Genomic DNA, 19,269 nt, shown 5'->3' with positions numbered 1-19,269 from the left:
AGCCGTGATACCATCCGGAACAAAAAGTAATGGACGAAAGTCGGCAGCGTCCCTCAGGGAGTGGTCATCAGGGCCGGAGGGTTGGCTTGCCAGCGCGGCTTTCGCAACGAAATAACGGACGAGAGAAGATTTATGACTCACTACCTGGTCGTAACGGCCATCGGCACGGACAGGCCTGGCATCGTCAATGAAGTGACCCGCCACGTCAGTGGCTGTGGTTGCAACATTGTGGACAGCCGCCTTGGCATCTTCGGCAATGAATTTACCTTTATCATGCTGCTCTCGGGCGACTGGAACAGCATGATGCAACTCGAAATCAGCCTGCCCCTGCGTAGCCAGGAGTGGGATCTCATCACCATGATGAAACGCACCGAGCGCCACCAGTCCCTGCAGTATGACGTCCGCGCCAGTGCCGACCTGTTGATCCGCGACGAGCCCGGCATCGTAAGCCAGTGCACCCAGTTCTTCAGCGAACATGGCTGGAACATTCAGGCGATGCAATCCATGACCCTGGAGCAGCAGCCATTCAACCTGCTGAAGATCAGTTTTCAGCTCAATCTGGCCAGAGAGGGTGAAGTGGAAGGTTCGCAAACCGCCTTCGCCGAATTCTGTCGTCAACTGGGTGCCGAATCGTTCGAGTTTATCGTCAATCGCAAACACGCCTGAGGGCGTTTTACCCGAGGAGACCCCATGCAACCACTACAAGCTGGCAGCCCCGCCCCCGATTTCTCCCTGCCCGACCAGAATGGTAATCAGGTCAGCCTCGCTGGCCTGCGCGGCAAGAAGGTGCTGGTCTATTTCTATCCCAAGGCAATGACCCCCGGCTGCACCACCCAGGCCTGCGGCCTGCGCGATGTGAACGCCGAGCTGGCCGCCCTCAATGTGGTGGTGCTTGGCATCAGCCCGGATCCGGCCAAACGGCTGAAAAAGTTCGAAGAGCGGGACCAGCTCAACTTCACCCTGCTGGCCGATGAAGACCACGCCGTCGCCGATGCTTTTGGCGTCTGGGGCCCGAAGAAATTCATGGGCAAAGAGTATGACGGCATTCACCGTCAGAGCTTCCTGATCGATGAAGAGGGCAAGATTGCCCACCACTTCGACAAGTTCAAAACCAGCGATCACCATCAGGTGGTACTGGATTTCCTCAAGGGATAACCCTCCCCTGCGTCATTGAAAGGCCTGCCATGCAGGCCTTTTTTGTCTGGCCAGCAAGCCCTTGCCAGTGGATTTTTCTCACCAACTCCCCCGCCCAGATCAAAAAATTCATTTTATATATGGGTTAACGTGACCCAAGAATCATATTCCAGCGAGATATCCCATGAACATGAGCAACACTGAGCGTTTGATCCTGAGCAACCAGTACGAAATTCTGGCGAAACTCAATCCGGAGAAAGCGGACGCCTACCAGCGCGCAAGCACCATCATCGAGCGCGGCTACTGCCTGCAGATCCTCGAGCTGGAGAAGAGCTTCGGCCATCTGGATCTGGCGACCTGCCAGGAGGTAATCGACACCCTGGAGCTGCACCACGCACTGGCCATCTCATGGGGTAATCTGGATGCCGCCGATCAGGGCGAGATCAACGCCAGCCGTCTGGAGTTCAACGGCTACAGCCGCAGCCAAGAGAGTGAGCTGGCTGACTACGTCTGCTTCCTGCTGGAGGTGGACAAGCGCTTCCCCGAGCTCAAGTGCCCGTGCGACGAGCTCTCCAGCGACATCGCCATGCGCGACAAGTACCAGCGGATGCTGCAGGTGTGGCGTCAGTGTCCACGTCAGTACAAGCTCTCCATCCAGGAGATCCGCAAGGTGCTGGCGGCCTGATCCACACACCGACCGCAACAAAAAGGCGCCACTGGCGCCTTTTTGCATCTGATACGGGTTATTCGTAGAGAAAGGATTTATCGAGCTGCTGGAAGGCGGCCTTGAGGGTATCGGCCAGCTCTTCATAGCGCGGCTGTGACACCAGCTGACGACGGCCACCCTGCTCGTTCATCTTGCCGTTGATCTCCCGATACCAGCTCGCCAGCGACGGGGGCAAGCGGGTGTCGGCGCGCTGGCCGAGCCAGTAATAACCTTGCAGCGGCAAACTGAGCAGAAACAGCACGGAAGTGATGACTGAAGGCCAGTAGTGCTGCTCCCCAAACTGGAACTGCAACATCACGCTCAGCACCGCCAGCGCGGGGATCACCTTGAGGGCGAACTCGGTCGCCTTGATCACCCGATTTTCAGGAAACATCGAATTGAGCTCGGGACGGCGCGGCCAAAGCGTCATATAATGGCGGCCTTGCTGTAACTTAGTTCCAAAAATGTTCATGCTCATACTACCTCCGAGCGCTTTTTGAACGTACTAACGGCAAAACCTCGACAAAATTTGATGCAAAGTAACAAAGGTTGAGGATGACTTTGTTATTTTTCAACAATCGGGTTATCCTTTGTACGCCCATTTTTGCGTCAAAAGCTTCTTGCTATTGACCTGTCAGGGACGTCTGGATTTCGGGTCTTGTATCACTATACAAGGGGCAAGCAACAGATTGCCAACCCTCATAAGGATAAGTTGAAAGTTTTTGGTCGCACCGCGTCCAACGCATCCGCCTACACAACCCAATCTGCGATAGGATTTATTCATGAGTAAGCTGGTTCTTGTTCTTAACTGTGGCAGCTCTTCCCTGAAGTTTGCCGTCATTGACGCAACCACCGGTGATGACCTGCTGTCCGGCCTGGCCGAGTGCTTCAACCTCGACGACGCCCGCATCAAGTGGAAACTGAATGGCGAGAAAGGCAGTGCCGATCTGGGCGCGGGTGCCGCTCACCAGGAAGCGCTGGACTTCATCGTCAACAAGATCCTGCCGCTCAATCCGGAACTGTCCAAGAACCTGATCGCCATCGGTCACCGTGTTGTTCACGGCGGTGAGCGCTTCACCTCTTCCGTCGTTATCTGTGACGACGTGATCGCCGGCATCGAAGCCGCCGTTCCGTACGCACCGCTGCACAACCCGGCTCACCTGATCGGTATCCGTGAAGCCCGCCGCGTATTCCCGGCGCTGGCTGACAAGAACGTGGCCGTATTCGATACCGCGTTCCACCAGTCCATGCCGGAAGAAGCCTTCCTGTATGCGCTGCCGTACAAGCTCTACAAAGAGAACGGCATCCGTCGCTACGGCGCTCACGGCACCAGCCACTACTACATCAGCCTGGAAGCTGCCAAGCAGCTGAACAAGCCGGTTGAAGAGCTGAACATCATCAACTGCCACCTGGGCAACGGCGGTTCCGTCTGCGCCATCAAGAACGGCAAATCTGTTGATACCTCCATGGGTCTGACTCCGCTGGAAGGTCTGGTCATGGGTACCCGCTCCGGCGATCTGGACCCGGCCATCATCTTCTTCCTGCACGACAAGCTGGGCATGAGCGTGGCCGATATCAACACCATGCTGACCAAAGAGTCCGGCCTGCTGGGTCTGACCGAAGTCACCTCCGACTGCCGTTTCGTTGAAGACAACTACGACAGCAAAGAAGAAGCCAAGCGTGCTATGGACGTTTACTGCTATCGCCTGGCCAAGTACATCGGCGCCTACGCTGCCGCCATGGACGGTCGTCTGGACGCCGTTGTTTTCACCGGTGGTATCGGTGAAAACTCCGCCCCGATCCGTGAAATCACCCTGAACAAGCTGGGTCTGCTGGGCTTTGACGTTGATCACGACGCCAACCTGAAGGCTCGTTTCGGCAAGGGTGGCGAGATCACCAAGGCTGGTTCTACCAAGGCTCTGGTTATCCCGACCAACGAAGAGTGGGTCATCGCCCACGACGCGCTGGAACTGGTCGGCGCTTAATTGACGCAGTAACTCGAGGCCGCCCACAGGGCGGCCTTTTCCTGATCCCAAAAAATGAACAAGGGGTATAAAGTGGCACGCACTATTATGCTTATCCCGGTCGGCACTGGTGTCGGCGTAACTTCCGTGAGTCTGGGCGTTGTTCGCGCCATGGAGCGTCACGGTGTCAATGTCAGCTTCTTCAAACCGGTTGCCCAGCCGCGTCCGGGTGAAACCGGTGCCGAGCGCTCAACCGCCGTTATCCGCGCTGCTGCCAACATCAACCCGCCCGAGCCGTTCACCCTCTCCTACGCCGAGAACATGATCAGCTCCAGCAACACTGACATCCTGCTGGAAGAGATCGTTGCCCGCTTCGAAGAGCACGTGAAATCCAGTGGTGCCGAAGTGCTGGTTGTCGAAGGTATGGTGCCGACCGACAAGCAGCCCTTTGCCAACAAGCTGAACTACGACGTGGCCAAGGCGCTGGACGCTGATATGGTATTCGTGACCCACCCGGGCCATGACTCCAGCCAGAAGCTGAAAGAGCGCATTGAGCTGGCCTGCTCCAACTTCGGTGGTGTCAACAACCCCCGCATCGTTGGTTGCGTGATCAACAAGGTTGGCGCACCGGTTGACGAGCATGGCGTAACCCGCCCTGACCTGACCGAGATGTTCGAAGCCCATCACCACGCTTCTGACGCGGCTCACAACCTGGAAGTGCTGCAAGTGTTCGGCAAGAGCCCGCTGCGCATCCTGGGTTGCATCCCCTGGAACACCCAGCTGATCGCCCCGCGCGCCAAGGATCTCGCCAAGCATCTGGCCGCCAAGATCCTGCACAAGGGCGAGCTGGACAGCCGCCGCCTGCAGACCGTGACCTTCTGTGCCCGCTCCATCCACAACATGGTTGAGCACTTCCGTCCGGGCAGCCTGCTGGTGACCTCCGGAGACCGCTCTGACGTCATCGTCTCTGCCTGCCTCTCCGCCATGAATGGCGTCAAGCTGGGCGCCCTGCTGCTGACCGGTAACTATCATCCGGAGCCGCAGGTAATGGCGCTGTGCCAACAGGCCATGGCCACCGGCCTGCCGATCATGATGACCGGTACCAACACCTGGCAGACCGCCGTCAGCCTGCAGAACTTCAACGTAGATATTCCGGAAGATGACCGCGAGCGTATCGAGCTGGTACAGGACTACGTCGCTGGCCACATCGACAAACACTGGATCGAGTCGCTGACTGTCAGCTCTACCCGTTCCCGTCGTCTGAGCCCGCCGGCATTCCGTTATCAGCTGACCGAGCTGGCCCGTCAGGCCAACAAGCGTGTCGTGCTGCCGGAAGGCGACGAGCCGCGCACCATCAAGGCTGCCGCAATCTGTGCCGAGCGTGGCATTGCCCGTCCGGTGCTGCTGGGTAACCCGGAAGAGATCCGTCGCGTTGCCGAACAGCAGGGTGTTGTTCTGACCGATCGCGTCGAGATCATCGATCCGGCCGTTGTGCGCGAGCGCTATGTGCCGCGTCTGGTCGAGCTGCGCAAGAACAAGGGCATGACCGAAGTGGTTGCCCGCGAGCAGCTGGAAGATAACGTGGTACTGGGTACCATGATGCTGGAGCGCAATGAAGTTGACGGCCTGGTATCCGGCGCGGTACACACCACTGCCAACACCATCCGTCCGCCGATGCAGATCATCAAGACTGCTCCAGGCTCTTCCCTGATCTCCTCCATCTTCTTCATGCTGCTGCCTGACCAGGTGCTGGTCTACGGTGACTGCGCGATCAACCCGGATCCGACTGCCGAGCAGCTGGCCGAGATCGCCATCCAGTCAGCCGACTCCGCAGCCGCTTTCGGCATCGAGCCGCGCGTCGCCATGATCTCCTACTCTACCGGCACCTCCGGCGCCGGTGCCGATGTAGAGAAAGTGCGTGAAGCGACCGAGCTGGCCAAGGCCAAGCGCCCCGACCTCATAATCGATGGCCCGCTGCAGTACGACGCGGCCATCATGGAGAACGTGGCCAAGTCCAAGGCACCGAACTCACCGGTTGCCGGTAAAGCCACCGTGTTCGTCTTCCCTGACCTGAACACCGGTAACACCACTTACAAAGCGGTGCAGCGTTCCGCTGACCTGGTCTCCATCGGCCCGATGCTGCAAGGCATGCGCAAGCCGGTCAACGACCTCTCCCGTGGCGCTCTGGTTGACGACATCGTCTACACCATCGCCCTGACCGGTATCCAGGCTGCTCAGGCTGACGCACAAGCTTAATCAGCATCCGCCTGAAAAAACCGATCACAAAGGCTGCTCACCCCAGGTGAGCAGCCTTTTTTGTTGGGAATTTTTCTGCAGGCAGCATAAGCAGCCGAAGATTCAGGATCAGACAGATAAAAGTGTGAGTGCGTTATGAGGCTATGCTCCCTGTCACACAAGACTTTCCATTTGGTATTTGGCAATAAAAGTCTTTATATATCTTATTGTTATTCGAAAATTGCCATCTCTTATAGCAAAGCAAATCGCACTCAATACCTGTAAAAAATGACAGCCGTCACATCTTCCAAATCTGGTTAATCATCCATACGAATCCCCTACCACAAGGAAGTGTGAAATGCGTAAAAACAGCTTGTCCATCATCATGTTGCTGTCCGCCCTCCCATTGTTCACCCTGCCCTCGCAGGCTGCAGACAAGGTCGCCCCCAAGCAGGCCACCACGGTTGCCGCCAAGCAGGAGAGTGGCAAAGTGGATATCAATACGGCAACCCTTGCCGAGCTCACTAACCTCAAGGGGATTGGTGACAAAAAGGCACAAGCCATCGTCGACTATCGCGAGAAACAGGGCAAATTCACCTCGGTCGACCAGCTGGCAGATGTGAGTGGCATTGGCCCGGCCACTCTGGAGGCAAACCGTGACATGATCATCGTCAAATAACGTCCGAGCACTGCATATGCAAACGGGGCTGGCTGTGGCTGCCCCGTTTTTCTTGGAGTATCATGGCCGCACTTCAATCCCGCTGGATAGTTTTCCATGAAAAAGACCCCTCTCATTGTTCGCAAGGCCGTGCTTCCGGTAGCCGGTCTGGGTACCCGTATGCTGCCCGCCACCAAGGCCATCCCGAAAGAGATGCTGCCGGTGGTCGACAAGCCTCTGATCCAGTATGTAGTGCGCGAAGCTATCGCCGCCGGGATCAAGGAGATCATTCTGGTCACCCACTCCAGTAAAAACTCCATCGAAAACCACTTCGACAAGAGCTTCGAGCTGGAAGCGACCCTCGAGAAGCGGGTCAAGCGCCAACTGCTGGAAGAGGTGCAACAGATCTGCCCGAAAGACGTCACCATCATGCACGTCCGCCAGGGGGAGGCCAAAGGGCTGGGCCATGCAGTCCTCTGCGCACGACCGCTGATCGGTGACAACCCCTTCGCCGTGCTGCTGCCGGACGTACTGATCGATGACGTAGCCAGCGACCCGAAAAAAGACAACCTGGCCGAAATGGTGCATCTGTTTGAAGAGGAGCAGATCAGCCAGATCATGGTAGAAGCGGTACCCGAGAGCGAAGTAGACAAGTACGGCATCGCCGACATCAAGGGTGAGGCGCTGACCGAGGGGATGTCCCTGCCGATGCAGGCCATTGTCGAGAAACCGCCTCGTGACGAAGCGCCCTCCAATCTGGCGGTGGTGGGTCGTTACGTGCTCTCCTCCAATATCTGGCCGCTGCTGGAAAAAACCCCGGCCGGTGCCGGTGACGAAATCCAGCTGACCGATGCCATCGCCATGCTGATGGAGCAGGAGCAGGTCAACGCCTACTTTATGAAAGGCAAGAGCCACGATTGCGGCAGCAAACTCGGTTATATGAAAGCCAATGTGGAGTATGCCGTACGTCACCGCGAGCTGAACGGCGAATTTATCGGTTGGTTGAAGCAGTTCGTCAAACAGTTGTAATCGCTAAAAAATCTGTTTTTTATAGAGGTATTCGAGGAGCATCAAATGATGCTCCTTTTTCATTTTTGCAACAAAAAATCAATCAAGAATAAATAAATCCTCAGCAAATCATAATGTTGTAATTTATTCACACATGCTCTATAAGGATTGAGGCGTGTTTCTCGCCCTTGCATAAAAAACTCAAAAAAATATAAGACACAGGTGGAAGTTCCAATGAATAACCCGTCAAAAGGGACCTTTCTAGGTCACCCTAAAGGGCTTTTTTTGCTCTTTAGTACCGAACTCTGGGAGCGATTCTCCTATTACGGCATGCGTGCCGTACTGGTGCTCTATCTGACCGACCTGACTGCCAACGGCGGTCTGGGCTGGACTCAGGCAGATGCCCTCAAACTCTACGGTATTTATACCGGTCTGGTTTATATCACACCGCTGATCGGCGGCTGGCTGGCTGACAATTTCCTCGGCCAACGCCGTGCCGTGCTGTTTGGTGCGATCCTCATGGCTGCAGGCCAGTTCACTCTTGCCCTGCCCCACGCCATGTTCCCTGATATGGTCATTAACGTCTTCTATGCGGGTCTCGGCTTGCTGATCCTGGGTAACGGCCTGTTCAAACCGAACATCTCCACCATGGTGGGTGACCTCTATCAAGAGGGCGATCACCGCCGTGATGGTGCCTTCACCATCTTCTACATGGGTATCAACCTGGGTTCCCTGCTAGCCGGCGTGATCTGTGGCGCAGCTGCCACGGCATACGGCTGGCAAGCCGCCTTCGTCAGTGCCGGTATTGGTATGCTGCTCTCCCTGGTAGTTCAAGCCACCATGGCCCAGCGTTTCCTCGGTGACATCGGCCGCGTACCGGCAGCTCAGCGCGCCGCCGAACAGCGCAACAAGGAGCAGAAGGCTCCGTTGACCAAGCAGGAAGTGGATCGCATCAAAGTTATCCTGATGCTGGGTCTGTTCACCATCATCTTCTGGGCTGGTTTTGAACAAGCCGGTGGTCTGATGAATCTGTATGCCCAGCAGTATACTGACCGCATGATCGGTGACTTCGAGGTACCGACTGCCTGGTTCCAGTCTCTGAACCCCTTCTTTATCATCACCCTGGCCCCGATCGTCGCCGCCATCTGGATCAAGCTCGGCAAGAAAGAGCCGAACTCTCCGGTGAAATTCGCCATGGGTCTGCTGTTCCTGGCCGTAGGCTTCCTGTTCATGGTGGGTGCTGTGCTGCAACAGGGCGGAGATCAGACCGTCAAGACCTCCATGTTCTGGCTGGTTGGCGCTTACCTGTTCCACACCCTGGGCGAACTCTGCCTCTCGCCCATCGGTATGTCCATGGTAACCAAACTGGCTCCGCTGCGTCTGGTATCCCTGATGATGGGCGCCTGGTTCGGTTTCACTGCCGTGGCCAACTATGTCGCCGGCTTGATTGGCTCCTTCGTGGGTGAAGCTGGCCCAATCGCCATCTTCGGCGGTATCGCACTGTCTGCAGTCATCTGCGCCCTGATCCTGCTGGCCATGGCCAACCGCCTGGTCTACTGGATGCACGGTGCCGAAGGCCCTGCCAAAGAGCCACACGTGCAAGACAAGAAGTTGCAGTCCGCTGCCGTTTAAACGGTCAGGATTGTCAAAAGCAAACAGGGCACCCTATGGGTGCCCTGTTTGCTTTTGCCTTCCGTAGGCAGCATCAATGATGACGCACCTGCACATCGAGCGCACAGCCACTGTCACTGCGAAACTGCAGATCGAATGGTTCATGCCAACTGCGCTTGTGCAGAGCATAGTGACTATTGCGCATCAACCCCAGAGGTAAACCGCCGGAACGCATCAACCAGTGGGGAGACGTGAGTCCAGCATTTGCAAATACCAACCCATCGTGCTGATCAAAAAGCAGCGCCGCCATGGCAAAAGAGTGGCGAAGCCCGGACGCCATCAGCTGATGGTTGAGGTAGTCGAGCAACCGGTGTGGCTGGCTCAGTAACCGGCTCTCGTTCTGCTGGAACTGTCGGTAGGGGACGTTCATCAGGGAGCGCACCAGTGCCCCGCAAAATGCCGCATCTGTCCCCATGATGGGTAGCTCCATCACCAACACCAGCAGCTTTTCTTCCACTTTGAAGGTATCGGGAATAAAGAGATGGCCCAGCCCCTTGAAAGTGACCTGCCAGGGGCCCCACTCCTGCAATCCCGGCGGCTTCAGCCCAGCCAGCAAACGGCTGGCAGCTCGATCATGGGCACTGAAGTAATCCATATGCGCCATCAATTCCAGCTGCTGGGCTCGAGTGCTCCCACCGTTAAGGCACTGGTCAATACTGCGATCGACCAGTGCGAAGTTCTCGAGGGGCTTGAGCAGGTAGTCCCGTGCACCGGCACGCAAGGCACTGGCGACCGCCTCCATGGAGTTCTGTGCCGAAATGACGATAACCGGCATATGGGGGTAACGGGCAGAGAGGCAGGCAATTACCTCGCGGCCATCCATATTGGGCATATTCAGATCGCACAGAACCACGTCGGGATGATAAATAGCTGCGGCTGACAACCCTTCAATTCCATCCTCAGCCTGAAACACCGTTGCCCCGTCCCGCGCGAGGTAACTCACTAACGAGTGGCGAAAAACCGCTTCGTCTTCCACCACCAGGATCCGCAGTCCGGGTTTTGGCATGTTGACAAAAACCTTATGAGTCAATTGTTTATTTAAGTAATAAGACTAGCCCAAATCAGCAGAAATGCCGCGCACCTTGCGTCAAAAACAGCCGGATTGGCTAATCTGCATACCAAAGTAGTGCAAGCTGCTGGATTGTCGACATAATCCCGCGCCCCCTGCTCAACACCCCGCGGTACGCTCTATTTTCACTCCCCCGACCATGCAGTGCACTCACTTGCAGTGTGACGAATTGTGCAAGTGGGCGCCATAAGGGATAATGCCCCCCACTCCAGCTCGTGAAGAAGACCATGACCCCAGCCGAATACAGCGCCCTTGCCCACCCAAGATTGTCCCATCCGGCTCGCAGTCTCTATACCCTGCAGCTGCGCCGACTGGTGCTGGAAAATCAGGCTGCCCGGCTCAACTATCCCGAGCTGGGTCGGGCGCTGGCGGTGGTCGATCCGGGTGATCCCTGCGGCTTTTCGTTTCAGGTCAATGCCCGCCAGCTCACCGAGCTGTTCGATGAACTGATGGAGGCGGGCCTGCTGCAAGTCGAGGCTCAGCCCGAGAGTGAGCACTACCATCAGTGCCCGTTCCAGTTGCCACTGCTGACCCAGAAATTGCGCAGCCCGCTGCCGGAACGCCCCTTCCAGATGCATCTGCAGTGGCGCCCGGACGAAGAGCTGCCCGCCCTCGCCCGTCTGTGCGGAGTGATCGATGCCAGCTACAGCGAAGAGGATCTGGGGGAGTTTATCGCCTACTGGCTGGGGCGCCCCGAGGTGTTCGACTCCCAGCATCAATGGATGCTCAAGTTTATTCGCGCCCTCAAGACCCGCCGCTATACCCGTCGCAAACCGATGGAGGTGCAGGGCTACCAGCAGGTGACGCCGGCCCCGGCAGAGTCGGGCCCGAGCAAACGGGCCCAACAGATGATTGAAGAGGCCAAGCGACTGGCCGAACAGCAGATGCAAGAACCCGCAGCGCAGCAGGAGCCGGATAATGATTGATAGCGGCCCCCGCCTGCAGGCAGAATCAACCCCTTGTCTACCCATCCCTGATCGAGCAGAAGGAGCATTCCATGACTGACCCGCAAGATCCCCTGCGCCAGGAGCTGGAAGAGATCGAAGCCAAGCGCCAGAAGATCGCCAAGGCCAAGCAGGATCACCGTGTTCACGACCCGGAATTAAGCCGCCATGTGGGTGGCCTGCTGGAGCGCATTCGTCGCCTGCAGCAAGAGACCGGCGGCGGCCAGTATGACTACGAGACCCTGCGCAAGGAGTATGACGCCAAGGCCAACGCCGAGGTGCGCGAGCTGCAGAAAGCGGCCCGTCAGGAGCGGATCCAGAAGCTGATCGCCCAGGCCGACCTCAACCCCGACTGGGTGTTCGACAAAATGGATGCCACAGATCCGGCGCTGCAATACCCTATCGAAACCGCCCGTTACTTTATCAGCGGCTTCGAGCACTGGGAGAAGAGCGGTGGCGGTTGCATGCTGATCTACGGCGACTACGGCACCGGCAAGTCGACCCTGGCGGGAGCGGTGGCGCATGAGCTGATCGCCCGTCACCAGAAATCGGTGATCTTCCAGCAGTGGGCCTCCATCGTCGATCGGCTGTTCTTCAACGTCATCCCCGACCAGGATGAGCGCAACCAGTACCGCCGCGCGCTGGAAGAGGTGGATCTGCTGATCATCGACGAGGTATCGGCCAACCGTGCCAAGATGGCGGAGAGCCAGTCCAGCTTCCTCGGCCACCTGCTGCGCCGCCGTCGCAACCTGTCAAAGAGCGTCATCATCATCACCAACCACACGCCCCAGAGCCTGCATCAGGCGATCGGTGATTTCAGCTATGAGGCGATCAAGGCGTTCAATCCGGTGGATATCCATCTGAGCGGCCCCAGCCGTCGCCCCAGCATCGGCAACTACAACGGCTGATCCCCTCTCAGCGAGTGCGAGTCGCTGGCGGCTCGCACTCTCTCCTCCCTGCCTGCCCACAAATAGAAACAACTCTCATTTACAGCGCACAAACAAGTCACTAGGCTAGTCCCTTTTGCCAAGGGAGCTCAGCTATGCCAACCACACTGATTTTCGGAGCCAGCCGAGGGCTGGGCCGTGCCTTTACCCACCACGCTCTCGCTGAGGGTCACCGCGTAGTCGCGCTGGTGCGCAGCCCCGAGATGGCCACGGAACTGGAGGCGCTGGGAGTAGACGTCATCGAAGGGGATGCGCTGGATCCGGCTGCGGTGCAGCAGGCGTGCGCCCGAGCGGGGCAAGATGCCCAAGTCGTCTCCACCCTCGGCAGCTTTCGCCAGACGGCGCCGGTGGACTATCAGGGCAACCGCCATGTGATCGATGCCATGGAGCAGGCAGGCCTGAAACGACTGCTACTGGTCACCTCCCTCGGCTGTGGCGACAGCTGGCAGTATCTGCCTGAACGTGCCCGCGCCGCCTTCGGTCACGAGGTGCGCCTCAAGAGTCTGGCGGAGAGCTGGCTGCAGACCAGCGCCCTCGCGTGGACCATTCTGCGCCCTGCGGGCCTGCAGGATGGCGACGCCACCGGCCGCGCCGAGCTGAGTCAGGGCAAGGAGGTACACGGACTGGTTCGCCGCGCCGATGTGGCCACCCAAGGGCTGCGTCTACTGGCAGATGAGACAGCGGTGGGGCAGATCTACGCCATCGGGGATCCCACGCTCCAGCGCGGCTAAAGCAGCAGTAAAACCGCTTAACCCCACCACATAGCAAAACGGTCAGCCCAAGGGCTGACCGTTTTCGCTTTACCGCACACGCCATCTCACGGGCGCTTGCCCTATCCCGTTTAACCGGCGGTGGTTTCACCCTGCACGACTGACGGGCGAGCAACTGGCAGCGACTGCTGCCGCCAGCGCAGCAGCAGGCAGGCCAGCACGCCGTAGAGCAACGCAAGCCCCCACAACTGCCACCAGTAACGGGAAACCTGGGCGAAGTCGGCCCCCATCTGGTTAAGGCGCAGAAAACCCTCGATGGCGGGGATAGTGGGCACCCACTGAGCCAGCCAATTGAGGGGCGCCGGGATCAGCTCGAGCGGCCAGATAAAGCCCGCCAGAAAGACCAGCGGCAGGGAGGAGATGAGTACCACCTGAGTGGGCAGATCCCGCCGGGTAAAGATGGCCCCCAGCACAATACCGAACCAGCAGGTTGCCAGCAGGAACGGCAGGGCGAATAGCCAAAGCTGCACCGGGTCGGCATGGCGAGCGATGTTGTAGTGATCAAAGCAAAAGCCGAGGAAGTAGCTCACCGGCAGCAGGAACAACCCCGCCAGCACCAGAGTTCTGGCCAGCAGCAGCGGCAGTACCGGCGCGCTTTGCCAGTAACCGTGCTCGCCGCGGCAACTGCGCTGGTTCTGGGTCGCCCCCAGGATCCCCGCCCCCATCAGCAGCACCTGATGGAGGATCAGCACGAACACCGCCGGCACCACGTAGTTCACATAGCCCATGGTGGGGTTGAACACCGGCACCACGTTGAGAGCCACCGCATTCCAGCCCATAGCCGCTTGTGGCAGCGCCTCGCCCTGGCTCAGCAGCCTCGCCACCTTCACCTGCGCGGCGAGGGTGCCACCGGCCTGCGCCAGTCCTTCGGCAATGGTGCCGTAGACCAGGAAGTAGGAGGCATCACCGGCGTAGCTCAGGGTGACGCTCTTGCCCAACATCAGATCCCGATAGAAGTGGTTGGGAATGTGCAGGATCCCGCTCGCCTCCCCGGCCATCATCAGCTGCCGCGCGTCATCCAGCGAATTGGCCCGCGCCACCAGCTTCACCTGCGGCGTGGCATCGGCCATAAACTCCAACTGACGGGACAGCTGGCTGCCATCCTCGTTGACCACCACCACTGCCTCTTCCCGCGGCAGCTGATGCAGATAGGGCTGGGGGTAGAGAAACGAGTAGAAGATCACCCCGCCAAACAGGGTGAGCATGATGGCGCGATCCGCCAGCAGGGTGCGCAACTCGAGGCGCAACAGATCGACAAATCCCAGCATCACTCAGGCTCCTTCTCGGCGACGGCCACTACGGCGGATTGACGAGCCAGCTCGGCCTGCTGCTTGTAGCGGCGAACCACCAGCAGCAAAGGGAGAAGAAACAGCAGCAAGGCCCCCAGTTGCGGCAGCGCCGATGAGAGGGGCAAACCGTAGTTGCTCTGACCAATCTGCAACTCGACATAGTGGGAGACCGGCAACAGGCTGCGCCAGAAGCGGGCGAAATCCCCCATGGCACTCACCGGAAAGGTGACTCCCATAAAGGCGAAACCGGGCGCCGTGTAAGCCCCCGCCAGCGACAGGGCGCGCGCCGGATCCCGAATGATGCCGTAGAAAAAGGCACCCATGGTGACGCAGGCCGCCGAGGCGAGCCCCAGACCCACCACCAGCACCAGCCAGCTGCCGTGCATGGGGTAGGAGAACCCCTTGAACAGCAGCAGTGTCCAGACAATCCCCCAGCCCCAGCCAATCAGTACGTGGGGCAGCAGGGTGCGCCAGAGGCCAAACCAGACCCCGCGAGTGGTCCAGTCCAGCCCCAGCCGATCGGTACGGGCCAGCGCATTGAGGCCAAACAGCACCACCAGGATCTGCCACACCGCGGGCAGAATAGCGCTCAGCAGAAATTGGGCGTAGCTGGAGTTGAGGTTATAGAGCGCAGTCACCTGGCTGCTGATGGGTACCGACTGCCCGAGTGCGCCGGGCAGAGCCTTACCGTCAGCCATCGCCTCCAGCACGCCCACCTGACCATTGAGGGTGCCTACCACCTGCGCTAGCGCCGAGTTGACCAGCTTGGCGATCAGGATGAACTGGCCGTTGTTGAACACCGTCACCTGCGGCTGGGTACCCTGACGGGCATCCCGCTCCAGATGGTTGGGGATCACCACCAGCGCATAGATATCGCCACCGCGCAGGGCGTGGGCACCGGCATCGATGGAGTCAAACTGTTGCGCGACCTTGAGTCCCGCAGAGCCATCCAGCGAAAAGGCGAGCTGGCGCGAGAGCATGCTGTGATCGAGATCCACCAGCCCCACCTTGAGGTCGCGGGCCAACCCTGCCGAGAAGATCCAGCAGAGGATCCCCATCAGCAGCAGCGGTACCCAGCTCATCAGGGCACGGCTGAACGGATCCTGCCACAGCAGCCGAAATTCACGTCCCATCAGAGTTCAACCAGCACACTCATGCCAACCCGTAGCCCCTCAACCGGTTGCAGCGGGCGAGCCTCCACCTGGAAGCTCTTCATGTCGAAGCCTTGACGGGTATCGGTGGCACGCCAGGTGGCAAAATCCCCCATCACGGCCACATGGGTCACCTTGAAGCGCACCATCTGATCGCCAAGGCCGGGGATGCGGGCATCGAACTCGGTACCGACCGGGAAGCGGGGCAGCAGATCCTCGCGCACATGGAACTGGGCCCAGGCATCGCTCATATCGAGCAGGGTCACGACAGGGAAGCCTTGCGGCGCCAGCTCGCCGCTGCGCAGCAGCACCTGGCTTACCTCGCCTGAGTGGGGGCTGGTGATGCGGGTGTCGGCCAGATAGGCCTCTACTTCGGCCACGGAACCGGCCGCCATCTTGGCCTTCTCGCGAGCGGCGATCTTGGTCTCTTCCCGCGCCCCTTCCAACGCCATCTGGTACTGCTGCCACGCCATCCCTTCGCTGTAGCGGGCGGCTTGCCAGGCAGTCCAGGCCTCGTCGCGTTTTTGCAGCGGCATCACGCCATCGCGGTGCAGGCTGGCCACCCGCTCATAGGTCTTGCCACGCAGCTGGGCGGCAGCCTTGGCTTTTTGCCATTGATCCTTGGCGGCAGCGATCTGTTGGGCACGAGCCCCTTTCTCCGCCTCTTGCGCCAGCGCCCCTGCAGCGGCTTCACCCGCCTTGGCCTGGCTCAGCTTGGCTTCAATCTCGGGGCTTGCCAGCGTAAAGACCAGCTGATCCTTGGTCAGCTGATCGCCCTTTTTCACCAGCACTTCGTCGATGCGCCCCGGCACCTTGGAAGAGACTGAATACTGCTGAGCCTCAATCTGCCCTTGCAGATGCACCGGCTCCGGTTGATAGGCGAGCCAAAAGCGCCAGCCGAGCCAGACCACCAGGATCACCAGCACCAGCGGCAACAACAGCGGTTTACCCTGGCTCATCTTCTTTTTGATGGGGGGATGGCTCATCACTTCACCTCGACAAACGGGCGACCCTTGGCGGTCGAAACAGAGATAGAAAAAGGCACGAACCGGATGGTGATCATGAGTTCACCTCGATCACCTGACCGTGCTGATATTGATTGAAACTGTTCATCTGGCCGGAGAGGGCCAGCAGGCGGGCCAGCGACACCACATATTGATAAGCCGCCGCCGCACGTTGGGTCTTGACTCCTGCCAGTTGGTTCTGGGCATCCACCACATCAAGGGAGGTAGAAAGCCCTTGCCCGAACGCCTTGTCACGCAGCCGCACATTCTCCTCGGCCAGCGCCAGGGTGGAGGAGAGTGATTGATACTCTTCAAGCCCCTGTGCTGCTTCGCGCCAGGTCTTCTCGACCAACAGTTTCAGATCCTCGCGGGTCTTGGCCTGCAGCAGATTAACCTGAAGTTCGGCGCTCTTGGCCGCCTGCACCGTCTCGGAGCGGCCATCGCGGCTCACCAGCGGCATGCTGACCCCCACCCCCACCAGCCAGTCCGGCGTGGTCTTGGAAGCGATCGAATCATCTTCATAGAGGTTGTAATTACCGAACAGGAATACCTCGGGGGCATATTTGCCCTGTTCGACCCGGATCAGCCCCTTGGCCTGCTCCTTCTTGGCGTTTAGCAACTTGAGGCCGGGGTGCACTTCCAGGGTCTGGCTTACCAACCCCTCAAGACGCGGTAGCTCCTTGTTAACGAACAGACCATTGCCCGGCTGGGCATCCGGCAGCTTCAGCATGCGGCCGAGGGCCAGCTCGGCGATCTCGAGGCTGCGACGGGCCTTCTGGGTATCGATGCGCGCTCTGTCATAGGCCGACAGGGCGGAGAGACGCTCCACCCGGGCAATCTGACCCTGCGCTTCGAGCTTCTTGGCATGATCCAGATGGTGGGCCAGCCCGTCCTCAATCTCCTGCCTGGTCTGCACCACCTGAGCAGCCAGTACCACGCCGAAATAGGTCTGGGAGAGGCTCTCGAAGGCAGACTGCTGTTTGAGCACCAGCAGTTGCTGCGCCTCGCTCACCTGCGCCTGACGGATATCCTGAGCCGCATCAATGCGGCCACCGGCAAACAGCGGCCAGAGCATCTTGACCGAGCTGGTCACCACATTCTGCTTGGTCAGGGGAGTGACAAATGCGTTGGCCCCGACCCCGAACAGACTGCCGAGCGCCAGGATCAGATCTTTCTGCTTGGCCAGCGGATTGAGATCGAGGGCATCGAGTTCAATCGGCTGATCAAGATGGGTATAACTGGCTCCCACATCCACCTTGGGCAGATACATGGATTTGGCGGCCTCACGCAGTTGCTTGGCCCGATCGACCCCGGCCTGCTCGGCAGCCAGCTCCTCATCCTGCTGGATGACCCGGGTCCAGGCCTCGCCGAAGCTGATGGTCTGCGCCTGCGCAGACCCCAACATGACCCCCAGCAGACACGGCCAGAGTGATGTAATGAACCTTGACGTCATAGAACCCCGATTCGCACTGTTGCAAAAATGTTTGGAGCTTTTGCTCACATAAGCCAGCCATCATAACGCAAACGGGACTGACAAGTGGACTGACAATTGAGCAAGGAGGTGACCCGAATGGTACAGCACTCCTGACCAGTCAATCTGGCTGTTTTTCAATAACTCCTGAATTTGCAAGCCTTGGCTCGACGTTTTTTTCAGAAAAAAATGGCTGACGCTCAAATACTAACCTTTTCTCCTGCCTAAAAAATGCGTAATATACGCCGCCCTAAGCCGATGGTAACCGTGGAATGCAGATAGGTCCCCACACGCTTGAAACTCCCCTGATTGTGGCGCCCATGGCCGGTGTAACAGACCGACCATTCCGTGAACTTTGTTTGCGGCTGGGTGCCGGCATGGCCGTTTCCGAGATGCTGCTGGCCAACCCGGATGTCTGGGATACCCAGAAAACCAGGATGAGGATGGATCACTCTGCAGAAGGCGGTTTGCGATCGGTCCAGATTGCCGGGGCCGACCCCGAGATGATGGCGTTTGCTGCCCGCTACAACGTGGAGCAGGGCGCACAGATCGTCGACATCAACATGGGCTGCCCGGCAAAAAAAGTGAATAAGAAGCTGGCAGGTTCAGCCCTGCTGCGTTACCCCGATCAGGTCAAAGCAATTTGCCGGACCGTGGTGGATGCAGTGGAAGTACCTGTCACCTTGAAGATCCGCACAGGATGGGATCCGGATAACCGCAATGGCGTGGAGATCGCCCGAATCGCCGAAGATTGCGGTATCGCGGCCCTTGCCGTGCACGGTCGTACCCGTGCCTGCCTCTACAAGGGCGAAGCGGAGTACGACACGATTAAGGCGATTAAGCAGGCCGTATCGATTCCTGTTGTCGCCAATGGCGACATCAACAGCCCGGAGAAAGCCCGGTATGTCCTCGACTATACCGGTGTGGACGCCGTGATGATCGGCCGCGCTGCGCAAGGACGACCCTGGATTTTCCGGGAAATCCGTCATTTTCTTGAGACGGGCACCAAGCTGCCACCTCCCGAGAGGGAAGAGGTTCGCACCCTGATGAACGAGCATGTCACCAACCTGCACCGGTTTTATGGTGCATATCTGGGAGCGCGCATCGCCCGTAAACACGTGGGCTGGTATCTGGATGAAGAAGAGACGGGCCGAGAATTCCGTAAGCACTTCAATGCCCTGGATTGTGCTGACGCACAACTAGAAGCACTCGAAGCGTATTTCGATGGATTAGGTTAACAAGATAACT

The 19,269-nt window shown here is 58.7% G+C and carries 18 protein-coding genes; 12 read left to right on the top strand and 6 right to left on the bottom strand.

The genetic code is table 11. The annotated features are described in order from the left end of the window. Window positions 1–132 precede the first annotated feature (132 nt). From G5149_RS12690 to G5149_RS12680, 3 genes are all read left to right on the top strand, one after another. Window positions 133–666, top strand: a complete 534-nt coding sequence (locus tag G5149_RS12690) for a glycine cleavage system protein R (protein WP_005349229.1) — start codon at window positions 133–135, stop codon at window positions 664–666. Between the two features lie 24 nt (window positions 667–690). Further along, a complete protein-coding gene (gene bcp / locus G5149_RS12685; protein WP_337073357.1) occupies window positions 691–1,155 on the top strand; it encodes a thioredoxin-dependent thiol peroxidase in 465 nt (154 codons plus the stop codon). Window positions 1,156–1,318: 163 nt separating this feature from the next. Next, on the top strand, window positions 1,319–1,819 hold the full coding sequence (locus G5149_RS12680; RefSeq protein WP_421212535.1) for a YfbU family protein: 501 nt from the start codon (window positions 1,319–1,321) through the stop codon (window positions 1,817–1,819). A 58-nt stretch (window positions 1,820–1,877) separates the two neighbouring features. Here the strand turns inward: G5149_RS12680 and yfbV are convergent, their stop codons facing one another. After that, window positions 1,878–2,318 carry a terminus macrodomain insulation protein YfbV gene (gene yfbV, locus G5149_RS12675; RefSeq protein ID WP_043851809.1) on the bottom strand — a complete coding sequence of 147 codons (441 nt, stop codon included), beginning with the start codon at window positions 2,316–2,318 and terminating at the stop codon, window positions 1,878–1,880. 304 nt (window positions 2,319–2,622) lie between these two features. On the opposite strand from yfbV, the gene G5149_RS12670 reads away from it, so the two are divergent. The 5 genes from G5149_RS12670 to G5149_RS12650 all read left to right on the top strand — a co-directional run bounded on the left by G5149_RS12670 (window position 2,623) and on the right by G5149_RS12650 (window position 9,337). Beyond that, window positions 2,623–3,825 (top strand): acetate kinase, encoded by a 1,203-nt coding sequence (locus tag G5149_RS12670; protein ID WP_005341129.1) that lies wholly within the window; start codon window positions 2,623–2,625, stop codon window positions 3,823–3,825. A 54-nt stretch (window positions 3,826–3,879) separates the two neighbouring features. Beyond that, window positions 3,880–6,060, top strand: a complete 2,181-nt coding sequence (gene pta / locus G5149_RS12665; protein WP_005341131.1) for a phosphate acetyltransferase — start codon at window positions 3,880–3,882, stop codon at window positions 6,058–6,060. Window positions 6,061–6,397: 337 nt separating this feature from the next. Then, a complete protein-coding gene (locus G5149_RS12660) occupies window positions 6,398–6,718 on the top strand; it encodes a ComEA family DNA-binding protein (protein ID WP_005341133.1) in 321 nt (106 codons plus the stop codon). A 96-nt stretch (window positions 6,719–6,814) separates the two neighbouring features. Further along, window positions 6,815–7,726, top strand: coding sequence for a UTP--glucose-1-phosphate uridylyltransferase GalU (galU, locus tag G5149_RS12655; RefSeq protein ID WP_216980160.1), 912 nt, complete (start codon window positions 6,815–6,817; stop codon window positions 7,724–7,726). 213 nt (window positions 7,727–7,939) lie between these two features. Next, window positions 7,940–9,337: a peptide MFS transporter gene (locus G5149_RS12650; protein WP_005341137.1), complete on the top strand. Its 1,398-nt coding sequence runs from the start codon at window positions 7,940–7,942 to the stop codon at window positions 9,335–9,337. A 73-nt stretch (window positions 9,338–9,410) separates the two neighbouring features. Here the strand turns inward: G5149_RS12650 and G5149_RS12645 are convergent, their stop codons facing one another. Beyond that, on the bottom strand, window positions 9,411–10,382 hold the full coding sequence (locus G5149_RS12645) for a response regulator (protein WP_216980159.1): 972 nt from the start codon (window positions 10,380–10,382) through the stop codon (window positions 9,411–9,413). Window positions 10,383–10,672: 290 nt separating this feature from the next. Here G5149_RS12645 and G5149_RS12640 point away from each other — a divergent pair, with 290 nt between their 5' ends. The 3 genes from G5149_RS12640 (at window position 10,673) to G5149_RS12630 (ending at window position 13,067) form a co-directional block, all read left to right on the top strand. Then, window positions 10,673–11,371, top strand: coding sequence for a DnaT-like ssDNA-binding domain-containing protein (locus tag G5149_RS12640; RefSeq protein WP_167570528.1), 699 nt, complete (start codon window positions 10,673–10,675; stop codon window positions 11,369–11,371). Between the two features lie 71 nt (window positions 11,372–11,442). Beyond that, entirely contained in the window at window positions 11,443–12,297 is an 855-nt protein-coding gene (locus G5149_RS12635) for a DnaA ATPase domain-containing protein (protein WP_216980158.1), read from the top strand. Window positions 12,298–12,431: 134 nt separating this feature from the next. Continuing rightward, window positions 12,432–13,067 (top strand): SDR family oxidoreductase, encoded by a 636-nt coding sequence (locus G5149_RS12630; RefSeq protein ID WP_100646730.1) that lies wholly within the window; start codon window positions 12,432–12,434, stop codon window positions 13,065–13,067. Between the two features lie 110 nt (window positions 13,068–13,177). Here the strand turns inward: G5149_RS12630 and G5149_RS12625 are convergent, their stop codons facing one another. The 4 genes from G5149_RS12625 to G5149_RS12610 all read right to left on the bottom strand — a co-directional run bounded on the left by G5149_RS12625 (window position 13,178) and on the right by G5149_RS12610 (window position 17,955). Next, a complete protein-coding gene (locus G5149_RS12625) occupies window positions 13,178–14,374 on the bottom strand; it encodes an ABC transporter permease (RefSeq protein WP_337073359.1) in 1,197 nt (398 codons plus the stop codon). Then, window positions 14,374–15,528 (bottom strand): ABC transporter permease, encoded by a 1,155-nt coding sequence (locus tag G5149_RS12620; protein WP_216980156.1) that lies wholly within the window; start codon window positions 15,526–15,528, stop codon window positions 14,374–14,376. Before G5149_RS12620 ends, G5149_RS12625 begins: the two co-directional genes overlap by 1 nt. Then, window positions 15,528–16,532, bottom strand: a complete 1,005-nt coding sequence (locus G5149_RS12615) for an HlyD family secretion protein (RefSeq protein WP_206900476.1) — start codon at window positions 16,530–16,532, stop codon at window positions 15,528–15,530. Before G5149_RS12615 ends, G5149_RS12620 begins: the two co-directional genes overlap by 1 nt. A gap of 73 nt (window positions 16,533–16,605) precedes the next feature. Next, the gene (locus G5149_RS12610; protein ID WP_421212534.1) at window positions 16,606–17,955 is read right to left on the bottom strand and encodes a TolC family protein; all 1,350 of its coding nucleotides are present in this window, start codon (window positions 17,953–17,955) and stop codon (window positions 16,606–16,608) included. 338 nt (window positions 17,956–18,293) lie between these two features. Between G5149_RS12610 and dusB the strand changes: the two genes are divergently transcribed. Further along, entirely contained in the window at window positions 18,294–19,259 is a 966-nt protein-coding gene (dusB, locus tag G5149_RS12605) for a tRNA dihydrouridine synthase DusB (RefSeq protein WP_005341156.1), read from the top strand. Window positions 19,260–19,269 lie beyond the last annotated feature (10 nt).

Source organism: Aeromonas sp. 600479 (assembly GCF_049175515.1).
Taxonomy (GTDB): Bacteria; Pseudomonadota; Gammaproteobacteria; order Enterobacterales; family Aeromonadaceae; genus Aeromonas; species Aeromonas veronii_A.
This window is presented reverse-complemented; position numbering and strand designations above follow the sequence as displayed.

Coding starts and splice junctions, on each gene's coding strand:
- G5149_RS12690 (WP_005349229.1), top strand. CDS start 133: ATGACTCACTACCTGGTCGTAACGGCCATCGGCACGGACAGGCCTGGC.
- bcp (WP_337073357.1), top strand. CDS start 691: ATGCAACCACTACAAGCTGGCAGCCCCGCCCCCGATTTCTCCCTGCCC.
- G5149_RS12680 (WP_421212535.1), top strand. CDS start 1,319: ATGAACATGAGCAACACTGAGCGTTTGATCCTGAGCAACCAGTACGAA.
- yfbV (WP_043851809.1), bottom strand. CDS start 2,318: ATGAGCATGAACATTTTTGGAACTAAGTTACAGCAAGGCCGCCATTAT.
- G5149_RS12670 (WP_005341129.1), top strand. CDS start 2,623: ATGAGTAAGCTGGTTCTTGTTCTTAACTGTGGCAGCTCTTCCCTGAAG.
- pta (WP_005341131.1), top strand. CDS start 3,880: ATGAACAAGGGGTATAAAGTGGCACGCACTATTATGCTTATCCCGGTC.
- G5149_RS12660 (WP_005341133.1), top strand. CDS start 6,398: ATGCGTAAAAACAGCTTGTCCATCATCATGTTGCTGTCCGCCCTCCCA.
- galU (WP_216980160.1), top strand. CDS start 6,815: ATGAAAAAGACCCCTCTCATTGTTCGCAAGGCCGTGCTTCCGGTAGCC.
- G5149_RS12650 (WP_005341137.1), top strand. CDS start 7,940: ATGAATAACCCGTCAAAAGGGACCTTTCTAGGTCACCCTAAAGGGCTT.
- G5149_RS12645 (WP_216980159.1), bottom strand. CDS start 10,382: ATGCCAAAACCCGGACTGCGGATCCTGGTGGTGGAAGACGAAGCGGTT.
- G5149_RS12640 (WP_167570528.1), top strand. CDS start 10,673: ATGACCCCAGCCGAATACAGCGCCCTTGCCCACCCAAGATTGTCCCAT.
- G5149_RS12635 (WP_216980158.1), top strand. CDS start 11,443: ATGACTGACCCGCAAGATCCCCTGCGCCAGGAGCTGGAAGAGATCGAA.
- G5149_RS12630 (WP_100646730.1), top strand. CDS start 12,432: ATGCCAACCACACTGATTTTCGGAGCCAGCCGAGGGCTGGGCCGTGCC.
- G5149_RS12625 (WP_337073359.1), bottom strand. CDS start 14,374: ATGCTGGGATTTGTCGATCTGTTGCGCCTCGAGTTGCGCACCCTGCTG.
- G5149_RS12620 (WP_216980156.1), bottom strand. CDS start 15,528: ATGGGACGTGAATTTCGGCTGCTGTGGCAGGATCCGTTCAGCCGTGCC.
- G5149_RS12615 (WP_206900476.1), bottom strand. CDS start 16,532: ATGAGCCATCCCCCCATCAAAAAGAAGATGAGCCAGGGTAAACCGCTG.
- G5149_RS12610 (WP_421212534.1), bottom strand. CDS start 17,955: ATGTTGGGGTCTGCGCAGGCGCAGACCATCAGCTTCGGCGAGGCCTGG.
- dusB (WP_005341156.1), top strand. CDS start 18,294: ATGCAGATAGGTCCCCACACGCTTGAAACTCCCCTGATTGTGGCGCCC.